At 50.5% G+C, this 14,783-nt stretch carries 11 protein-coding genes; 1 reads left to right on the top strand and 10 read right to left on the bottom strand.

The features are described from left to right. Window positions 1-1,042: HipA domain-containing protein (locus CDA54_RS15875; RefSeq protein ID WP_099036018.1), on the bottom strand; the 1,042-nt coding region annotated here is incomplete at its 3' end. Next, the gene (locus CDA54_RS15870; protein ID WP_099036025.1) at window positions 1,042-1,314 is read right to left on the bottom strand and encodes a helix-turn-helix domain-containing protein; all 273 of its coding nucleotides are present in this window, start codon (window positions 1,312-1,314) and stop codon (window positions 1,042-1,044) included. The genes CDA54_RS15870 and CDA54_RS15875, both read right to left, overlap by 1 nt. Window positions 1,315-1,906: 592 nt before the next feature. On the opposite strand from CDA54_RS15870, the gene CDA54_RS15865 reads away from it, so the two are divergent. Continuing rightward, window positions 1,907-2,347 carry a YybH family protein gene (locus CDA54_RS15865; RefSeq protein ID WP_218962419.1) on the top strand — a complete coding sequence of 147 codons (441 nt, stop codon included), beginning with the start codon at window positions 1,907-1,909 and terminating at the stop codon, window positions 2,345-2,347. A gap of 92 nt (window positions 2,348-2,439) precedes the next feature. Here CDA54_RS15865 and CDA54_RS15860 read toward each other — a convergent pair whose 3' ends face one another. The 8 genes from CDA54_RS15860 to CDA54_RS15830 all read right to left on the bottom strand — a co-directional run bounded on the left by CDA54_RS15860 (window position 2,440) and on the right by CDA54_RS15830 (window position 14,761). Then, window positions 2,440-4,998, bottom strand: a complete 2,559-nt coding sequence (locus CDA54_RS15860) for a family 20 glycosylhydrolase (protein WP_099036016.1) — start codon at window positions 4,996-4,998, stop codon at window positions 2,440-2,442. Window positions 4,999-5,131: 133 nt separating this feature from the next. Then, window positions 5,132-5,269 (bottom strand): hypothetical protein, encoded by a 138-nt coding sequence (locus CDA54_RS19650; RefSeq protein ID WP_180237248.1) that lies wholly within the window; start codon window positions 5,267-5,269, stop codon window positions 5,132-5,134. Continuing rightward, on the bottom strand, window positions 5,263-7,437 hold the full coding sequence (locus CDA54_RS15855) for a carbohydrate-binding protein (RefSeq protein ID WP_099036015.1): 2,175 nt from the start codon (window positions 7,435-7,437) through the stop codon (window positions 5,263-5,265). Before CDA54_RS15855 ends, CDA54_RS19650 begins: the two co-directional genes overlap by 7 nt. 200 nt (window positions 7,438-7,637) lie before the next feature. After that, the gene (locus CDA54_RS15850; protein WP_099036014.1) at window positions 7,638-10,211 is read right to left on the bottom strand and encodes a TonB-dependent receptor; all 2,574 of its coding nucleotides are present in this window, start codon (window positions 10,209-10,211) and stop codon (window positions 7,638-7,640) included. Between the two features lie 118 nt (window positions 10,212-10,329). Continuing rightward, complete coding sequence (locus CDA54_RS15845) at window positions 10,330-11,931, bottom strand: glycoside hydrolase family 3 protein (RefSeq protein ID WP_099036013.1); 1,602 nt, start codon at window positions 11,929-11,931, stop codon at window positions 10,330-10,332. A 10-nt stretch (window positions 11,932-11,941) separates the two neighbouring features. Beyond that, window positions 11,942-12,730, bottom strand: coding sequence for an ATP-binding cassette domain-containing protein (locus tag CDA54_RS15840; protein ID WP_099036012.1), 789 nt, complete (start codon window positions 12,728-12,730; stop codon window positions 11,942-11,944). Next, window positions 12,723-13,697: an ABC transporter permease gene (locus CDA54_RS15835; RefSeq protein WP_099036011.1), complete on the bottom strand. Its 975-nt coding sequence runs from the start codon at window positions 13,695-13,697 to the stop codon at window positions 12,723-12,725. The genes CDA54_RS15840 and CDA54_RS15835 overlap by 8 nt, the downstream gene beginning before the upstream one ends. A gap of 5 nt (window positions 13,698-13,702) precedes the next feature. Then, complete coding sequence (locus tag CDA54_RS15830) at window positions 13,703-14,761, bottom strand: substrate-binding domain-containing protein (RefSeq protein WP_099036010.1); 1,059 nt, start codon at window positions 14,759-14,761, stop codon at window positions 13,703-13,705. Window positions 14,762-14,783 lie beyond the last annotated feature (22 nt).

Genomic DNA, 14,783 nt, shown 5'->3' with positions numbered 1-14,783 from the left:
TGGCATTACCCAGAGGCTGAGATAACTCGGCATCAATATGTTTATGTATTGGCTCGTAAATGACCGTCGAGAGTAAGTCATAGTGAGGCAATAAAGCTATACCCCCTCGCGCATAGGTAAAAGACAAATTCTTCAGATGGGCGTCGTTGTTACCAACAAAAAAGTTAAACAGTACCCAGCGATACAATTTTATTGTCGCCTGTGCCCTGGTTCGGCATAAATTAGCCAGTTGCTTCAGGCTTTCAATGGTGCTGAAGCGGTACTTATTTGAAGCTGCCAAATCGAGTAATTGACAGCCATCGAGTACATGTATTCGCTGTTGGTCAGGAAAGAGACCTTTTCGGTCAAACCGCTCTACCAGATAAACGGGCTCGGGCAGATAGTCAACAGCCACATCCGGTACCGTCAGACCACATAATCGCGCCAACGACATCACAAAATATTCATTTCTCACCGTAAACGAATAAAGTTCTGGTTGGGAATGTTCTGGTTTAAGTATATGCGTTGATGGCATCTGGCCTACGGGCTCGTACAAATGACCACTATGAGCAACCACCAGCATTTTGTGTTGCGCGCCAGCCAATGACATACGCTTACGGGTACGATCATTTAAGGGTGCGCGCGGTAAGCGCCTTATCCGCTTGCTAAGCTCTTGTGCAGTTAATAACTCAAGCTCTCCTGTGGACATCTGATCACCAGGATGCAGGAGTGTAATCGCTCCGGCTGATTCGCTGCCAACGGCTTCAAGCAAGCCAAAGGCATCCTCGCTACTGACTTTTACGTCCCTTGCAATCACTGCTCTGGCCCCTTCCTCCGGTAACAGGTTATCGAAAAACCATTGCACCGGACGATGGGTGCCGGTATCACTATGCACTTGTGACTGCAGGTTCAGAGAGGGGGAAAGGGAAAAAGCGGCGCTGCTTTTTAACCAGGCTTCCTGGTATTCAAATCGCCACAGTCCATTATTTTCATACAAGGTGCCTATATGATCCTGGTTAATAAAGACCTGCAGGCACCTTTCGATACTCTGAGCTGGTGCCATTAACCCATATCCTTATGATTTACAGCCAACACGCCCTGAGACGAGTCACTTTCTTCATCAGGGATATCGAGATAAACCTGTATACCCAGAGCATCAAGCATCTGAAGCGCTTTTTCCAACTGCACCGTAGGTTTACCGTTCTCAAATTGACTGACAAAGGTTAACCCACAACCAGCGAGGGAGCCTGCTGTCACCTGATCCAATGACTGTGCCTTGCGCACCTTTCTGGCTATCGCGCCAATACTGTTGGTGTCTGATACTTTCACTAACATCATAGACTCTTTTATTCGATCGCATAAATTCCAGAAAATAAGCCACTCTCATCGCCAGAATTTATGCGTACGGATAAACTTTATCTTCTATTACTAAGTATGTCGAACAATTTATGCGAGCGCGAAAAGTTAAACTAACCAAGACCATTAATTTAACTTAGCCTCGAAGATAAAATAAGGAGAGTCGCTTCAACGTGCTCAATGCTGCATCGAAACAAAGAAAAACGGCCCTCCCCCCTCTCCTGCTATCTTCAAGGCTTCGACCAATGCAACTAGCCGAACAAGCTAGCAAAGAAGATCACGGCGAACTTCAGAAAAGGGGTCGCATGCTGTTTGAACTGAAGTACGTAACACGAGAATGAAAACCAAACATTTAAACTTTACAAATTACATTCTTATATAAAAAAAGCGTTCCATATGGGGACGCCATCTCGCTCCTTTCGCGCTCAAATCAAATTGTCCGGGCATCGCAGTTCAATCACTAAAACCTGACCTTATATCACTCAGTTAAGGGGATTTACCCCTCTGCCCTTGATCTTGCCCTGCCCTTCACGAAACATCATCATCTGTTTCATTACTACAAGTGAACATTATGAAAAAAGGATCTCTAATGATGCTGCCGTTGCTGGCAGTCCTCGCCTGGCCGGTTTTAGCATCCCATGACGAGCTGGAGAAAATGCTGCTGCAGCGTGAACAGGCTTTTGCCGATTCGATGGAGAAGCGCGATTTTGCCGCGTTTAAAACCTTTCTTGCTGACGAAGCGATATTTTTCACCTCAGATGGTGTACTGCGTGGCAAACAAGACGTTGCACAAGGATGGAAAGTTTATTATCAGGGCGAACAGGCCCCTTTTAGCTGGCAGCCCCGGCAAGTGGAAGTACTGGCCTCAGGTGATTTGGCCCACAGCAGCGGGCCGGTATTTAATGCCAAAGGGGAATGCTTCGCCACCTTTAATTCAATCTGGCGCAAACAGCAATCCGGTGAATGGCTGGTGGTATTTGATAAAGGCACACCGGGATGCGTAGAAAAATAATAACAGAACGGACCTGAGTCCGCTCTGTCAGTCTTTCCTGTAACGTCTGTTGACGGGTCCGGCCAGAACATAATGTGGCCGGACATCAGCCGCTATTCCTGGTTTTGCAATATACTTATCCTGCCCGGGCGCTCCAGTCCCGGCATCCGTGTGCGCAGTTCAATTTCCCCCTCACCCACTGCAACCGGCTGTTTATATTGCTGCCATGATTGATTGGCCTGACGATATTCAATCAGCAATTCAGGCCAGGGGCTGTTGGCGTGCAGTTTGCCCTTATCAATACGGGCACCAGGCAGAGGCAGCCTGAACATCACACCTTCATCTGCCAGGCGGGGTAAAAGCCTGTCAGTCAGCGCATGCGTAAACTGTTGCCAATCGGCCAGCATTGAGGCTTTGTGATCTGGCGTGAAAAACGCCGTATCCGGCCCGTAGTTTCTGCCGCGCACATAAGGCAACTCCCACTGTGCATGATGCCAGGCCCGCTCGGCCAGGGCCGCTATGCGCGGATAAAGCATATATTCTGCGCGATTGTCGTCCCGAACCACCTCACTCCAAAGCTGCCCCTGAATGCCTTTGAATGCCCGGCCTTCCTGTAACGGAACATCGTCTTCAAGTGGCATCGGGTTACCAAAGCGATCCTGCCAGATTTCTCCGTGAACCGGCAGATTATCCGGCATAAACTGAAACACCTTAAAACTGTCAGTGCCTCTTGACGCCCAATAGTAACCGGGTTCTTTGGGATCTGCCGTATAAGGAAAGTCAAAATATAAAACATCGGGGATCGACAACACTGTGTCCCAGCCGTTATTGGCATATTGGTGTGCCCGTTTATGGCCATCAAAGAACAAGGCATCCCAGATATTGGCATGCAGTCTGGCGGACATTTTGTCTTCCTGAACATGCTTGAGGCCATCGCTCCAGGCACCGGCGACAATCCCCATGTCATTCACTATAGTGATCACTTTTTCAACAAAGTAGGTGGTCAGCTCGCTGTCGTCTGAGATGTCCTGCTGCTCTATCAGGTTGGCGCATGCAGGAGACTCACTCCAGGCCCCTTCAGTTTCATCAGCACCGATATGATAGAGCATCAGCGGCAGGCCTGCCTCAGCATGCATGGCGCGGATTTCCTCTAACACCTTACGAATAAAGCGGTAGGTGGATGGCAGGCAAGGGTTGATCGTATTGTCGTGGTAAAACTGTACCGACGAATAGCGCGTGGTATTGTGTAAGTCGGTTAGCAGATACTCACGAGCCTTATCGGGTTGCTCCTGCTCAATATAGGTATGATATCTGGCCAGCATCGAGCGCACCGCGGCTCTGGCATGCCCTGGCATGTCGAGGGAGGGGATGACCTCAATATGACGCAGGCGGGCATAACTGAGGATCTCCAGATAATCTTCCACCGAGTAATAGCCATTGGCGTTACTGTCACGATCCGGGCCGGATCCCAGCATCGGCAGCAAACAACGACGCTCAGTCAGATCAAAGCAACGGTACGCACCAATATTAGTCAGCTCTGGCAGCCCGGGGATCTCAATACGCCAGCCTTCATCGTCAGCAAGGTGCAAATGCAGCTTATTCAGCTTTAATACAGCCATTTGGTCAAGCAGGCGAAGCAGCATCTCTTTTGAATGGAAATTACGCGCCACATCAATGTGTATGCCACGGAAATCATACCTGGGTTGATCGCGGTAATCACCTTGTGGCACTGTCATATTATTCCGGTCAAGCAGCCAGTAAAGGCTGATTAACGCATAAAACTGACCACTGCCGCTACCAGCCCTGATGCTGATATGATCATCGCCGATCTTTAACCGGTAGGCATCGGCTGGCATATCCTCATCAAACTCAAGGTTAACCTGCACGCCCTGAGCAGACATTTTAACGCCCGCTTTGGTTAATTGCAGAGCCGCTACCTGATTGACTTGCTCGACCTTCAGCGCCAGCCCGGAGCTCAGGTCCAATTGCCCGGAGCCGGCTTCAACCTGCTCTATGGCAGGGATAATGCGTGTCGGATTCTTCTCTTTGTGTTCTGGTGTTGCCGACTGATAGTAATCATAAAGGGATGATGGCGTTGCCAGCGTAATGTCTTCCCCGGCAACCCGATTGTACTGCTGCGGTGTGGTAAAAGCGCCGGCATGTGCTATTGATGTTAACTTAGTGGTCTGGTCAGGAATCTCGCGGGTGGCATCTACGGTGCGTGGCGAGAGCTGGCCGGAAACCAGAAAAAAGTTTGGCAGGACATCAGACTCTGACACCATCCAATAGGCCCCCCGGAACACAATGCGGTAGTCATTCCCCCCCTGCAATGCCACTTTGGGTGTCAGTCGGTGTATATCACCGTTAAGGTGCTCCAGGGTAAAATCCTGGCTTTCATACCACTGCATTGGCAAAGTTAAACTGAAGTAAAGTTGCCAGTCTTTGGGCACATCTTCCGGTACCCGCAACCGCAACTCAGCGCTGTAACAGTTGCCGGCGGCTACGGCTTTTTCGCACTGGCTCTTGTCCAGGTTATCCAGTACCTGAATACTGACTTTCATAGTGGCTGCAAGCCTGTCCAGTTCATTCTGCTGCATACCTGCAACAAAAAAGCTCAGCGAGAGCTGAGCCAAAAGCAATCCCCTGAGCCAGGGCATTCGTATTTTTCTCATAGATATTACATTCCTGAGTGATTAGTCGCTAAGCAAAAGCGTACACGCAATATATCGAAATGGGGCGATAGCCTCGCCCCGGGGCATAAACCAACACAGATGAGAGGGCATCGTCCATGTTGAGTTATTTTACTCATTTTTCCGGCACCACCAGCGCATTACTACAGCCCCCGCTATACTGCTTGTTGTTGCCGGTAACCAACACTGAGGACAGGGTCGCCCTATCACTCAACACACCACCCTGACGGATGGTGTGCTGTGCAATCAGCAAGACCCCTGGCTTTCCCAGACGCCACCGGTACCTGGCGTATTCCCCTGAGTCCACCATTTTGCTCTGTAGATCACGCCCTGATAGCTGACCTCATCACCACCGGTATAAACAGCGCCGGCGTCCCAGGCTGCCGGACAGCTGGTACCAACAGCGAAGGTCACGACTACCGAATGGTTAGCCGACAGGTTGCTGAAGGTATAACTACCCGCAGCGGTCTGGCTGACACCGTCGACGGTCAGGGTATCTACTGCATAACCGCTGTCAGGAACAAAGGTCAGAGTAAAATCCTGATTGCCCTGAGCATTGATAACACCGTTGCCATCGGGCGCGGGTGATACGCTGCCGTTGCCGCCGGATACGCTTACACTGATGTCGAAGAACACGGGAATGTCAGTGGTGATATCAGCAAAGTTACCTGATACACCTTCGAAGTTAGCCCCGCTCAGATCCGATATCTGGGTGTTTTTCAGAACCAACTGCTTATTATTGCCACCGGACGCCGCAGTCGTTAGTGACAGCACGGTATCCGCACCACTTTGGGTAAGTTGCAGCTCACTGAAGCTATGCTGGAACACAGACATGTTGATGACTGTTTTTTCTGGCACAAAGGTGTCCACAGTCACCACGGCATTCCAGCCCCAGTTCAGCCAGCCCAACGACACAATATAACCCAGGCGGTCGAAACTGCCGGTCATATTATCGAACATATCCACATGCAGATCGCTCAGACCCAGTCCGGGCATTTCGATATAGCTGTAGATACCACCATCACCAGCCTGAACCCCAACAAACAATGAGCCATTGCTTTCATAGGCTTTTAAATGCTTAAAGCCGATACCCGCTGTTCCACGGATCTTATCCACCGCCGGATCAAAGTTATTCGCAACCTGAGTGCCGCTCCAGGCAATAGTGTATACATCAGACTGTACGATTACCGCCGCGGGATCAGCATTAATCTGAGCTGCTGTTGCTCCTTTGAGCAATACAGATTGAGCAGAAAACGACAATAACGCACCATCCGTTGTATCGGACACCACCAGATTCGCCAATGGCGCCGTATCCGCCCAGTCACGCAGAATAATACGGTCTTCACCCACGGTGAAGTCATTAACCGTTACCGCAGAGCCGGACTCTTCGTGGAGCAAAAGGGTATCCACACCACCGCCGGTGATCACGGTGTCATCGCCCCAGCCTGCCGACATCACTTCATCATATGCCGACCCTTCAATGGTCTCGGTGGCTGGCGTGTCAAACAAGGTATTAAATCCGCCAAACTTGTGCACATACTTGGTAATGCAGGTGCCCAGTTCGTCACAGGTGATTTGATCTGTGGTCAGTAACTTGGCGGTTCCCCAGGCACCACGCAGATGCGACGCCGCCAGCAGACCAGACATGGTAGCCTGAACCTGAATCGGGTTGCCGTTATCATCGGTATCAGGCCAGGATTTGGCCAGTGCCTGCGCCCAGGTCATATTGGCGTCTTCAAGCAACTGGGTCATCACGTTATAGTTAAAACGCATCGCGTCACGCATCACCAGTTCCTGCTTCTCTGGTATGCGCAGATCAGCAAAGGAATTAATGCCATTTTTACCGATAAAGGTACCTTCCCAGTTGTTCAGAGACGTGGCGATAACCTTATTACCGCCAGACCCTTCTACTTCAACCAGCGCTTCGGTTTCACAGCCAATCCAGTTGCTGTCATCCACGAAGATATAGAATTTGTCGTATTCAACACCGTCCACAACCCCGGTAACCGGGCTATAGTAACCGGTATCAATAAGCAGAGCTTCACCCAACTGATAGCCTACAAACCCCCAGGCATTGAGGGAGTTATACTGCATATCCCGGTACATCTGGGCATCATAAGGGGTATTGGTATCATAAAACTGGTCCACCCCTAATTTGGTAAAAAACTCATTAATTGTGGTTGGTTCGGGGATCATGCTGCCGGTAGCACAATCACGTACCATCTTGCCTGGCGCAGAAACCTGAGCATAGGTATAAACAGGGTTGTTAAGGTTCTGCAGATAGAAATCCGCCAGTGCCGGGTTAATACCCGACTCGAAATCACGCAGGCTATCCAGAAAATCCTGAATGCCGCCATTGCTGGCGTGGGCGCCAGAGGCCATAAGACCGCAGACTAACATCGATGCGATTTTGTTCTTCATGTTGATTCCTCATTTTAAGGTTTATGGTAATGAGACCGACAATCACGCCTCATATCAGTAAGGGCGATAGCCTCACCCCGGGGTAAACCAATGCAGATTAGAAGTCACCGTTCATGTTGTTCTGTCCGGTCATATCCATTTGGTTTTGACAAGCCAGCGCCCCTGAAGACATGCATTCTGCTGCCTTCAGGGGGTAGGGTTCAGAGTTTGTAACTGACACCAATAAAGTAGCGGGTACCGAATTCATCAACATTATGCACAATGCCGTACTCGGGTAACCGACCAACCCTGGCTTCATTAAGGAGGTTGACCCCTTCAAGCGAGACATCCAGTTGCTCATTAACGTGCCACACTATGGATGCGTCCACTTGCTTGTAGGGATCAGCGGTAACCAGAGCACCGTTATAATTGAAGGTCCACTCGTCACGCCCGTTAAAGGCAACCCTGGTAGTAAATACCTTACTTTCGTAATAAGCGGCCAGGTTGTAGGAGTTATCAGACACTTCGTACATGGGTACCGTGTCACCAGAGGCCTGTTCCAGTTCACTGTCAGTAAAGGTGTAATTAGCCTGAACCCCGAATCCATTTCCGAAGTCATGCTGGTACTGAAGTTCAAGCCCTTTGACTGTTGACGAGCCGGCATTTCTGAAACGCGTCACCTGACAGTTCTGACAGCCATCGATACTTTCCTGCTCTGTGGTTTGTTCGATGTAGTCGTCAATATCCTTATAAAAGGCTGTAGCACTGAGTAATGAAGCAGGATTGAAGTACCATTCCACACCCAGATCAGCCTGATTTGACGTATAGGGTTCGATATCCGGGCTACCTACAGTGGCTTTTTTCTGGTGAATAGTGATATCCGTTAACATCTGCATCTGATCATAATCAGGACGGGATACGGTAGAACCGGCCGCAAAGCGCAGCAGCAGATCCTCACTCAGGTCGTACACCAGATTAAGACTCGGCAATACATTGGTGTATTTCTTTTTACCACTGAGGGCATCACCGGTTGGTGTACCATCAGTCGTTCCGAGAGAGAGTGCATCGGTCTGCACATAACGCAGCCCCACATTGCCTCTGAATGAAGCGCCCTCAAAGTTCGCCTTTGCATAGGCCGAGGTAATTTCTTCTTCCACCGAGAAACGCTTGATGATCTGCAACTGACCTTTATTTGCCTCAGCAAAGTTCCAGATATCATTGTTCATGACAGCAAAGGAGGTTAACGTGCCCTGGCGACCTTCCTTGCTGTGCAAGCCCGATACATTACCGCCATTGAAATCTTCAAGGGTCAGGCCTGCGGTCATGCCTTTTTCTAACAAACCCGCATCATAGGTATGCTGAGATGCGCCGAAAACCTGTTCCTGATACTTAATGCCAGTCTCAATGGAAGAGATCATGCCCGAGCCCAGCAAATATTTATGATCCAGTTGGTAATATTCAATCTCATGATCACGCACGTTGTTCAGATAAGAGAATTCCTGATACAACTGCTGCTGACTGTGATCCTGCACGTAATCAGGATGAGTAGGATCCATGATATGGGGCCCGGAAATATCAAAGGTGAAGCCGGTTTTACTCTTGTCTTCCTGGTTACCCCACCAGGTACTCGATTGCATGCCCCTTGATTTGGCTTCGGAACGCCCGGCAACACCGCTGAGTGTCCAGTTATCAGCCGCATACTCCATACTCAGATTCAGCACATCCGTTTCCATTTTCGGATCCCGGATTACGGTATTGTTAAACATCGGCACAAGACCGCTATCCTGACTGACAGGAATGGCCTCACCTGCAACCGTTACGCCTTTGTCATTGACCACCTGAGAGTCTGCGTCTATCACAGCGTTGTGATGAAAGAACGCAAACAACGCGGTATTGGTGTGCGGATTGGTAAGCGTAAACTTGTTGTAATCCAGTGCGAAGGACAGGTTGTCGGTTGCCTGATACTGTAAGCTCACCTGAGCACTTTCACGTTCGCGTTCCTCATCAAAAAGAATTGAGGCCATACCAATAGGCACGATCGGCGCGTTACCCTCCGTATCCAGCACGCCCAGAGCCGAGAAGTCCAGCGGCACAGAAAACGAACTCAGCGTCTCTCTGACCACATCCTGTTTTTCTACCGAATAGGCCACCAGTACGCCAAACTTTTCTTCACTATTTTTCCAGCTATACAAACCGGAGTAACCTGTTTCCACGCCACTGGCATTGTTGTTTTTACTCGACTCAATGGCGCCATAAAAGGTGTTGGCATCCATATTCAAAGGTTTGCGGGTCATCAGATCGACTGTGCCGCCCATCGCTCCCTCATTAAGATCTGCCTGAGCAGATTTATACACATTCATGCTCGAAATCTGGTCTGCCGAGAGCAGTTCAAAATTAAAACTGCGCTTAAACCCTCCCAAATCAAACCATCCAACGGAGGCGACATTCTGCCCGTTTAACAGCACCATGCTTTGCTGAGGTGAAGTACCACGGATATTGACCCCGTCCACCTCACCAAAGCCGCGATTTACCGTCACACCAGGAATACGCTGCAAGGCGTCACCAATATTTTTATCCGGGAAATCACCGATGTCTTCCGCGGTAACAGAATCGAGGACTGAATCAGAGAAGCGCTTATTGTTCAGAGACTTCGTCACACTTGCGCGAATACCCCGTACCTGAATGATTTCAGTCGTGTCAGTAGCCCCCGCTTCGGAAGTATCCTGTGCCCAGGCAGGTAATGCACAGCAACTGGCCAGTATCCCCATAGTCAGGCGGTTCAATTTGGTTTTCATGTTTTTTCCTTGTTTATTGTCTGTTTGGTGTTAATTAAAGGCGCACGGCCTTTTGTCTTTTGTTTTTACTTATTATTAATCCATCATTTAGACTAATGTCAAGAGTTTGTTTAAAAAGTTAATCCAGAGTTAACAGAAATCTGGCCAGTTCCAATGCCGCGACCCGGCGACTGGAATAGGTACACACGCAGGTTTGTAAGCCTGGAAAAGCACTTAAGGGATAGTCTGGCCCGAGGCAGGCTACTATCAGGTTGTCGGGATAACATTGCAGCAGTGATTTCAATCGCTGTTGTTGCCCCGGATCGAAATCTTCGCCCGGCAGCGGGTAGTCTTCCCACACCGCTATTACCGGCCGGTCCTGCCAGTCTGAGCCAGCACTGTGCAATTGCCTCTGCAGCGCCGTGAAAGTGATTTTCTCCAGTGCAGCTCCCTGTTCCAGCATAGCCTGATACAACTCGTTGCTTGCAGCTCTGGGATCATTGGGGCCTATCCCCCGGCTGTTCACCAGTTTGTCAAAGTTGGCCGGATTGGCCAGCGGCACAAAGTAGGCCTGTTGCTGCAGGGGCAGCAATTGTTGCCTGTTTGCCAATACCCGAATGGCCTTTTTCGCAGCCCGGGCAGCGATCTCTGAGGGGGCATCAACCAACGACATATCCGGTGGCGCTTGCTGCAACCGGCCATAGCGAACCGCCAAAACGCGGGTCAGGCGCTCATCTAACAGCGTCTCGCTGATTCGTCCCTGCCGGACGGCCCGCAACATGCCATCCAGCGTCTGTTGCTGCAGAGCCTTGTAGTCGGTGGTCTGATTTTCGTAATGTTCTTCAGATAACATAATCAGATGGGCGCCCGCTTCCAGCGCTCTGATGGCAGCATCCACAGGATCATACCGCCGACGCATAGCCCACATATTCATGCTGTCGGTAATAATCAGTCCGTTAAATCCCATGTCTTGTTGCAACAATTCAGTCAGTATGTTTTTTGACAAAGTGGCGGGATTATCCATGTCTATCTGCGGGTAGCAGATATGACTGGTCATGATCATATCCACCCCTGAGCTGACCGCCTGTTGAAACGGCAGTAAATCTGTCTTTCGCAGCACCTCCAGTGGCTTATCTACACTTGGCAGGGTTTGGTGGCTGTCTTCGCTGGTATCTCCGTGCCCCGGGAAATGCTTGGCGCAGCTGAGCAGGTTACCTGAATCAATCCCCTTTATCGCGGCTGTCACATGTTCACTAACATGGTGCGGTATGTCACCAAAGCTGCGCTGGCCGATAATAGGATTGTCCGGGTTTGCATTCACATCGGCGCAAGGCCCTAAGATACAGTTATATCCCAGCGCCCCCACCTGTGAGGCGAAGATGTGGTACATCTGCTGTGTAAGTGCGGTATCCCCGGCCTTGCCCAATGCCAGATTACCAGGCCCCAGCTCCAGGTGCTGCGTCAGTATTCCCCAGGCGCCTTCCTGATCCACGGCCAGAATCAATGGCGCATCGCAGGGACGAAGACTGGCTTCAAACTGCAATGAAGCCGTTAACTCCCTTGCCTGCTGTGGGCTGGCGGCATTATCATCGGTCAGATAAAAGCCGCCTACGTGACGTTCACGTACCAGATAAGAAGGATAGTCCGGATCCTCACCGGCAAAAGCCAGAATAAACAGCTGCCCGACTTTTTGCTCCAGACTCATGCCATTGAGTAATTGTTTGATATTCCTTTCTACCATGAACGCTTCCTTATGCTGATTCGGGTAATGGCAAATCAGCGGCACCTGTGATCATCGAGACCAGTCGGTTTTTGTCGACATCTTCGATGGCAACATCCGCGCTGCATTGCCCCTGGTACAGCACCACCGCACGGTCGCAGGTCTCAATAACATGCTGCATATTGTGGCTGATCAACAGTACTGCCACACCCTGAGAGCTGATCAGCTTGATCAGGTCATTCACCTGCGCACTCTGTTCTACGCCCAGCGCTGCAGTAGGCTCGTCCATAATCACTAATTCGGCGCCCCAGCTGACCGCTCTGGCAATAGCGACTGCCTGACGCTGACCGCCTGATAGGTTTTCAATCTTTTCATACAGACTGGGAATACGACTGTTGAGCCGGTTAAGGGATTTCTGGCAGCGTCTGGCCATGGCCCTTGTGTCCAGCCATCCCATCCAGCGCAAAAGTGGGTTGGCTGAGCGTATCTCCCGGTTCAGGTAGAGGTTTTCCACTACATTGAATTCCGGCACCATCGCCAGATCCTGAAATACGGTCTCCACGCCCGCGTTTCGGGCCGCCATGGGTGTGTCAAGATTCACTTCCTTGTTAGCGATAAGTACCTGGCCTTCATCCGGTGGATGAATGCCGGAGATACAACGTACCAGAGTCGATTTTCCTGCACCGTTATCACCCAGCAGGCCCACCACTTCACCTTTACTGATAGTGAAACTGACATCACGCAGGGCACGCACGCCACCGAATCGCTTACTGATATTGCGAACTTCCAGAATAGTCTGGCTCAGTGCATTTCTAACCATTTTTTGCCTCCCTTGCGCCTATCGCCACCGCCGTGATCAGGATCACTCCACGGGTGATCATCTGCTCGTCAGTAGAAAAGCCCGACAAAATCAGGCCGTTGTTGATCATACCCATCAGCCAGGAGCCAATAACGGCCCCTATAATACTGACCCGGCCTCCAAACAGACTGGCACCGCCAATTGCCACGGCGGCGATTACCGTCAGCAAATCAGCCTCACCCAGGGTATAGCGTGCGCCGGCCAACCGGCCTGCATACAGCAATCCGGCAAGAGCCGCGCACATAGAGCAAATAATCAAAGCCTGAATCCTGACCCGCTGAGTACGAATTCCCATGGCCCTGGCTGCGTCAGGGCTACCACCCACTGCCAGTAAATGGCGACCAAATACCAGTCTGTTCATTACCAGATAGGCCACCAAAGCACTTAACAGCGTCCACCACAGCAAACCAGGTATCCCGAACAAACTACCATTGCCAAACAACGCCCGGAAACTATCGGAAATAATAGGGATCGACTCCAGGCCACTGATCTGACGGCTGACTCCCGTAATCACCCCCATTGTCCCAAGCGTAATCAGCAATGAAGAGACTTTAAGTCGTTCAATCAACAGCCCGTTGATCAGGCCCACCACGAGTCCGGTGGCCAGCGCACCCAGTACTGCCAGAGGTACACCGGTGTATTGCAGAAGGATTGCTCCAACGATAGCACTCAGAGCCACTACTGAACCTATAGACAGATCGATATGCCCCACTGCCAGTGCAAAACTGAGTCCCACCGCCATCACCGTAATCGGTGCAGTCTGGCGAATGATATTCATAAAGTTGCTGGCACTGACAAAACCTGTGTCGTGCAAGAACAGAGCGAACCCTGCCAATACCAGAATAAACATGTAGTAAATAAAGTACTGACGCTTGAACAGCCGCATCAGTCCCTCGGTGGTTAAAAGCGCCGGGGATGTTCCGGACATGATCTTTACTCTCCTATAGCCAATTGAACAATACGCGGCAGCTGACTCCGATAGGCCTGCTGCCAACTGTTTGCGATGTTCTCTTTGGTTACCACATCAAAGGGTACCAGTGTAAAAAGAGGTGAAGACTCCCCCACCTCTGCCAGCAACGCCACCTTCGCCATGGTCACGCCTATTTCAAAAGGTCTGTCTGCAACAGAAGCGAGCATATTGCCCTGCTGCGCCATATCAAGAAGATTGTTGACACCCAGATCATGGGAAATCACTTTGACACTATTGTGGCCATCGCTGCGCAGGGCCTCCACTACCCCCTCCGCAGCGGTATCCCAGGAGACGTAAAGCAGATCCAAATCCGGATTGCGGAGCATCATCGCCGATGCGATAGCACTGGTATCGTGTTCTTTGACAAATCCCCGTTTCACCGTCATTTCTATCCCCGGAAAGGCCGACATTGCTTTTAAAAACGCCTGATCCCGGGTGTTGGTAATGAAATAGTTAGCATCGTGATAGATCATGCCGATTTTGCCTTTTCCCTGAAGATAGGCATTTGCCTGTTTCGCTGCTGTCTGGCCCATTCCCCGCATATCATCGGTAACAATACCGGCAAAATCCCGCCCATGTACGAATCCCGGAATAGGGTTGCTCAACAACACTAACTTCGTCTGTGCATCAACTATGGCTCTGTAGGCCTCCCTGGCACTCACCCCGTCGATGACCAGCGACAGTAACAAGTCCGGTTTCAATGCCTGAATGTTCTCGATGTCTGCTACCTGCTTCACTGGATCGTATTGCGCATCGGTCGTCACCAGCACCTTAACCCCATATTGGTTAAAGGTTTCTGTCGCGCCCCGGTTAACCGCACTAACCCATGGGCTTGCGCCATGCCAGGCCAGTGCCGCTGTCAGATTTTTCTTTTTAATTTGTTCCACCTGGCTTTTATTCAGTTGGATTTGTGAAGCTAAACCCGCCTTGTCCAGTTGCGCAACCAGTCCATCCTGCGCCAGCAATCCAGTTGACAGGCATAAGAACAGGCCACAAATGGCTGTTAATAAGAGTCGTTTCATTTACTATTCCATCACGATTAAT

Origin of the sequence: Lacimicrobium alkaliphilum, from assembly GCF_002591895.1 — a bacterium.
Lineage (GTDB): Bacteria > Pseudomonadota > Gammaproteobacteria > Enterobacterales > Alteromonadaceae > Lacimicrobium > Lacimicrobium alkaliphilum.
This window is presented reverse-complemented; position numbering and strand designations above follow the sequence as displayed.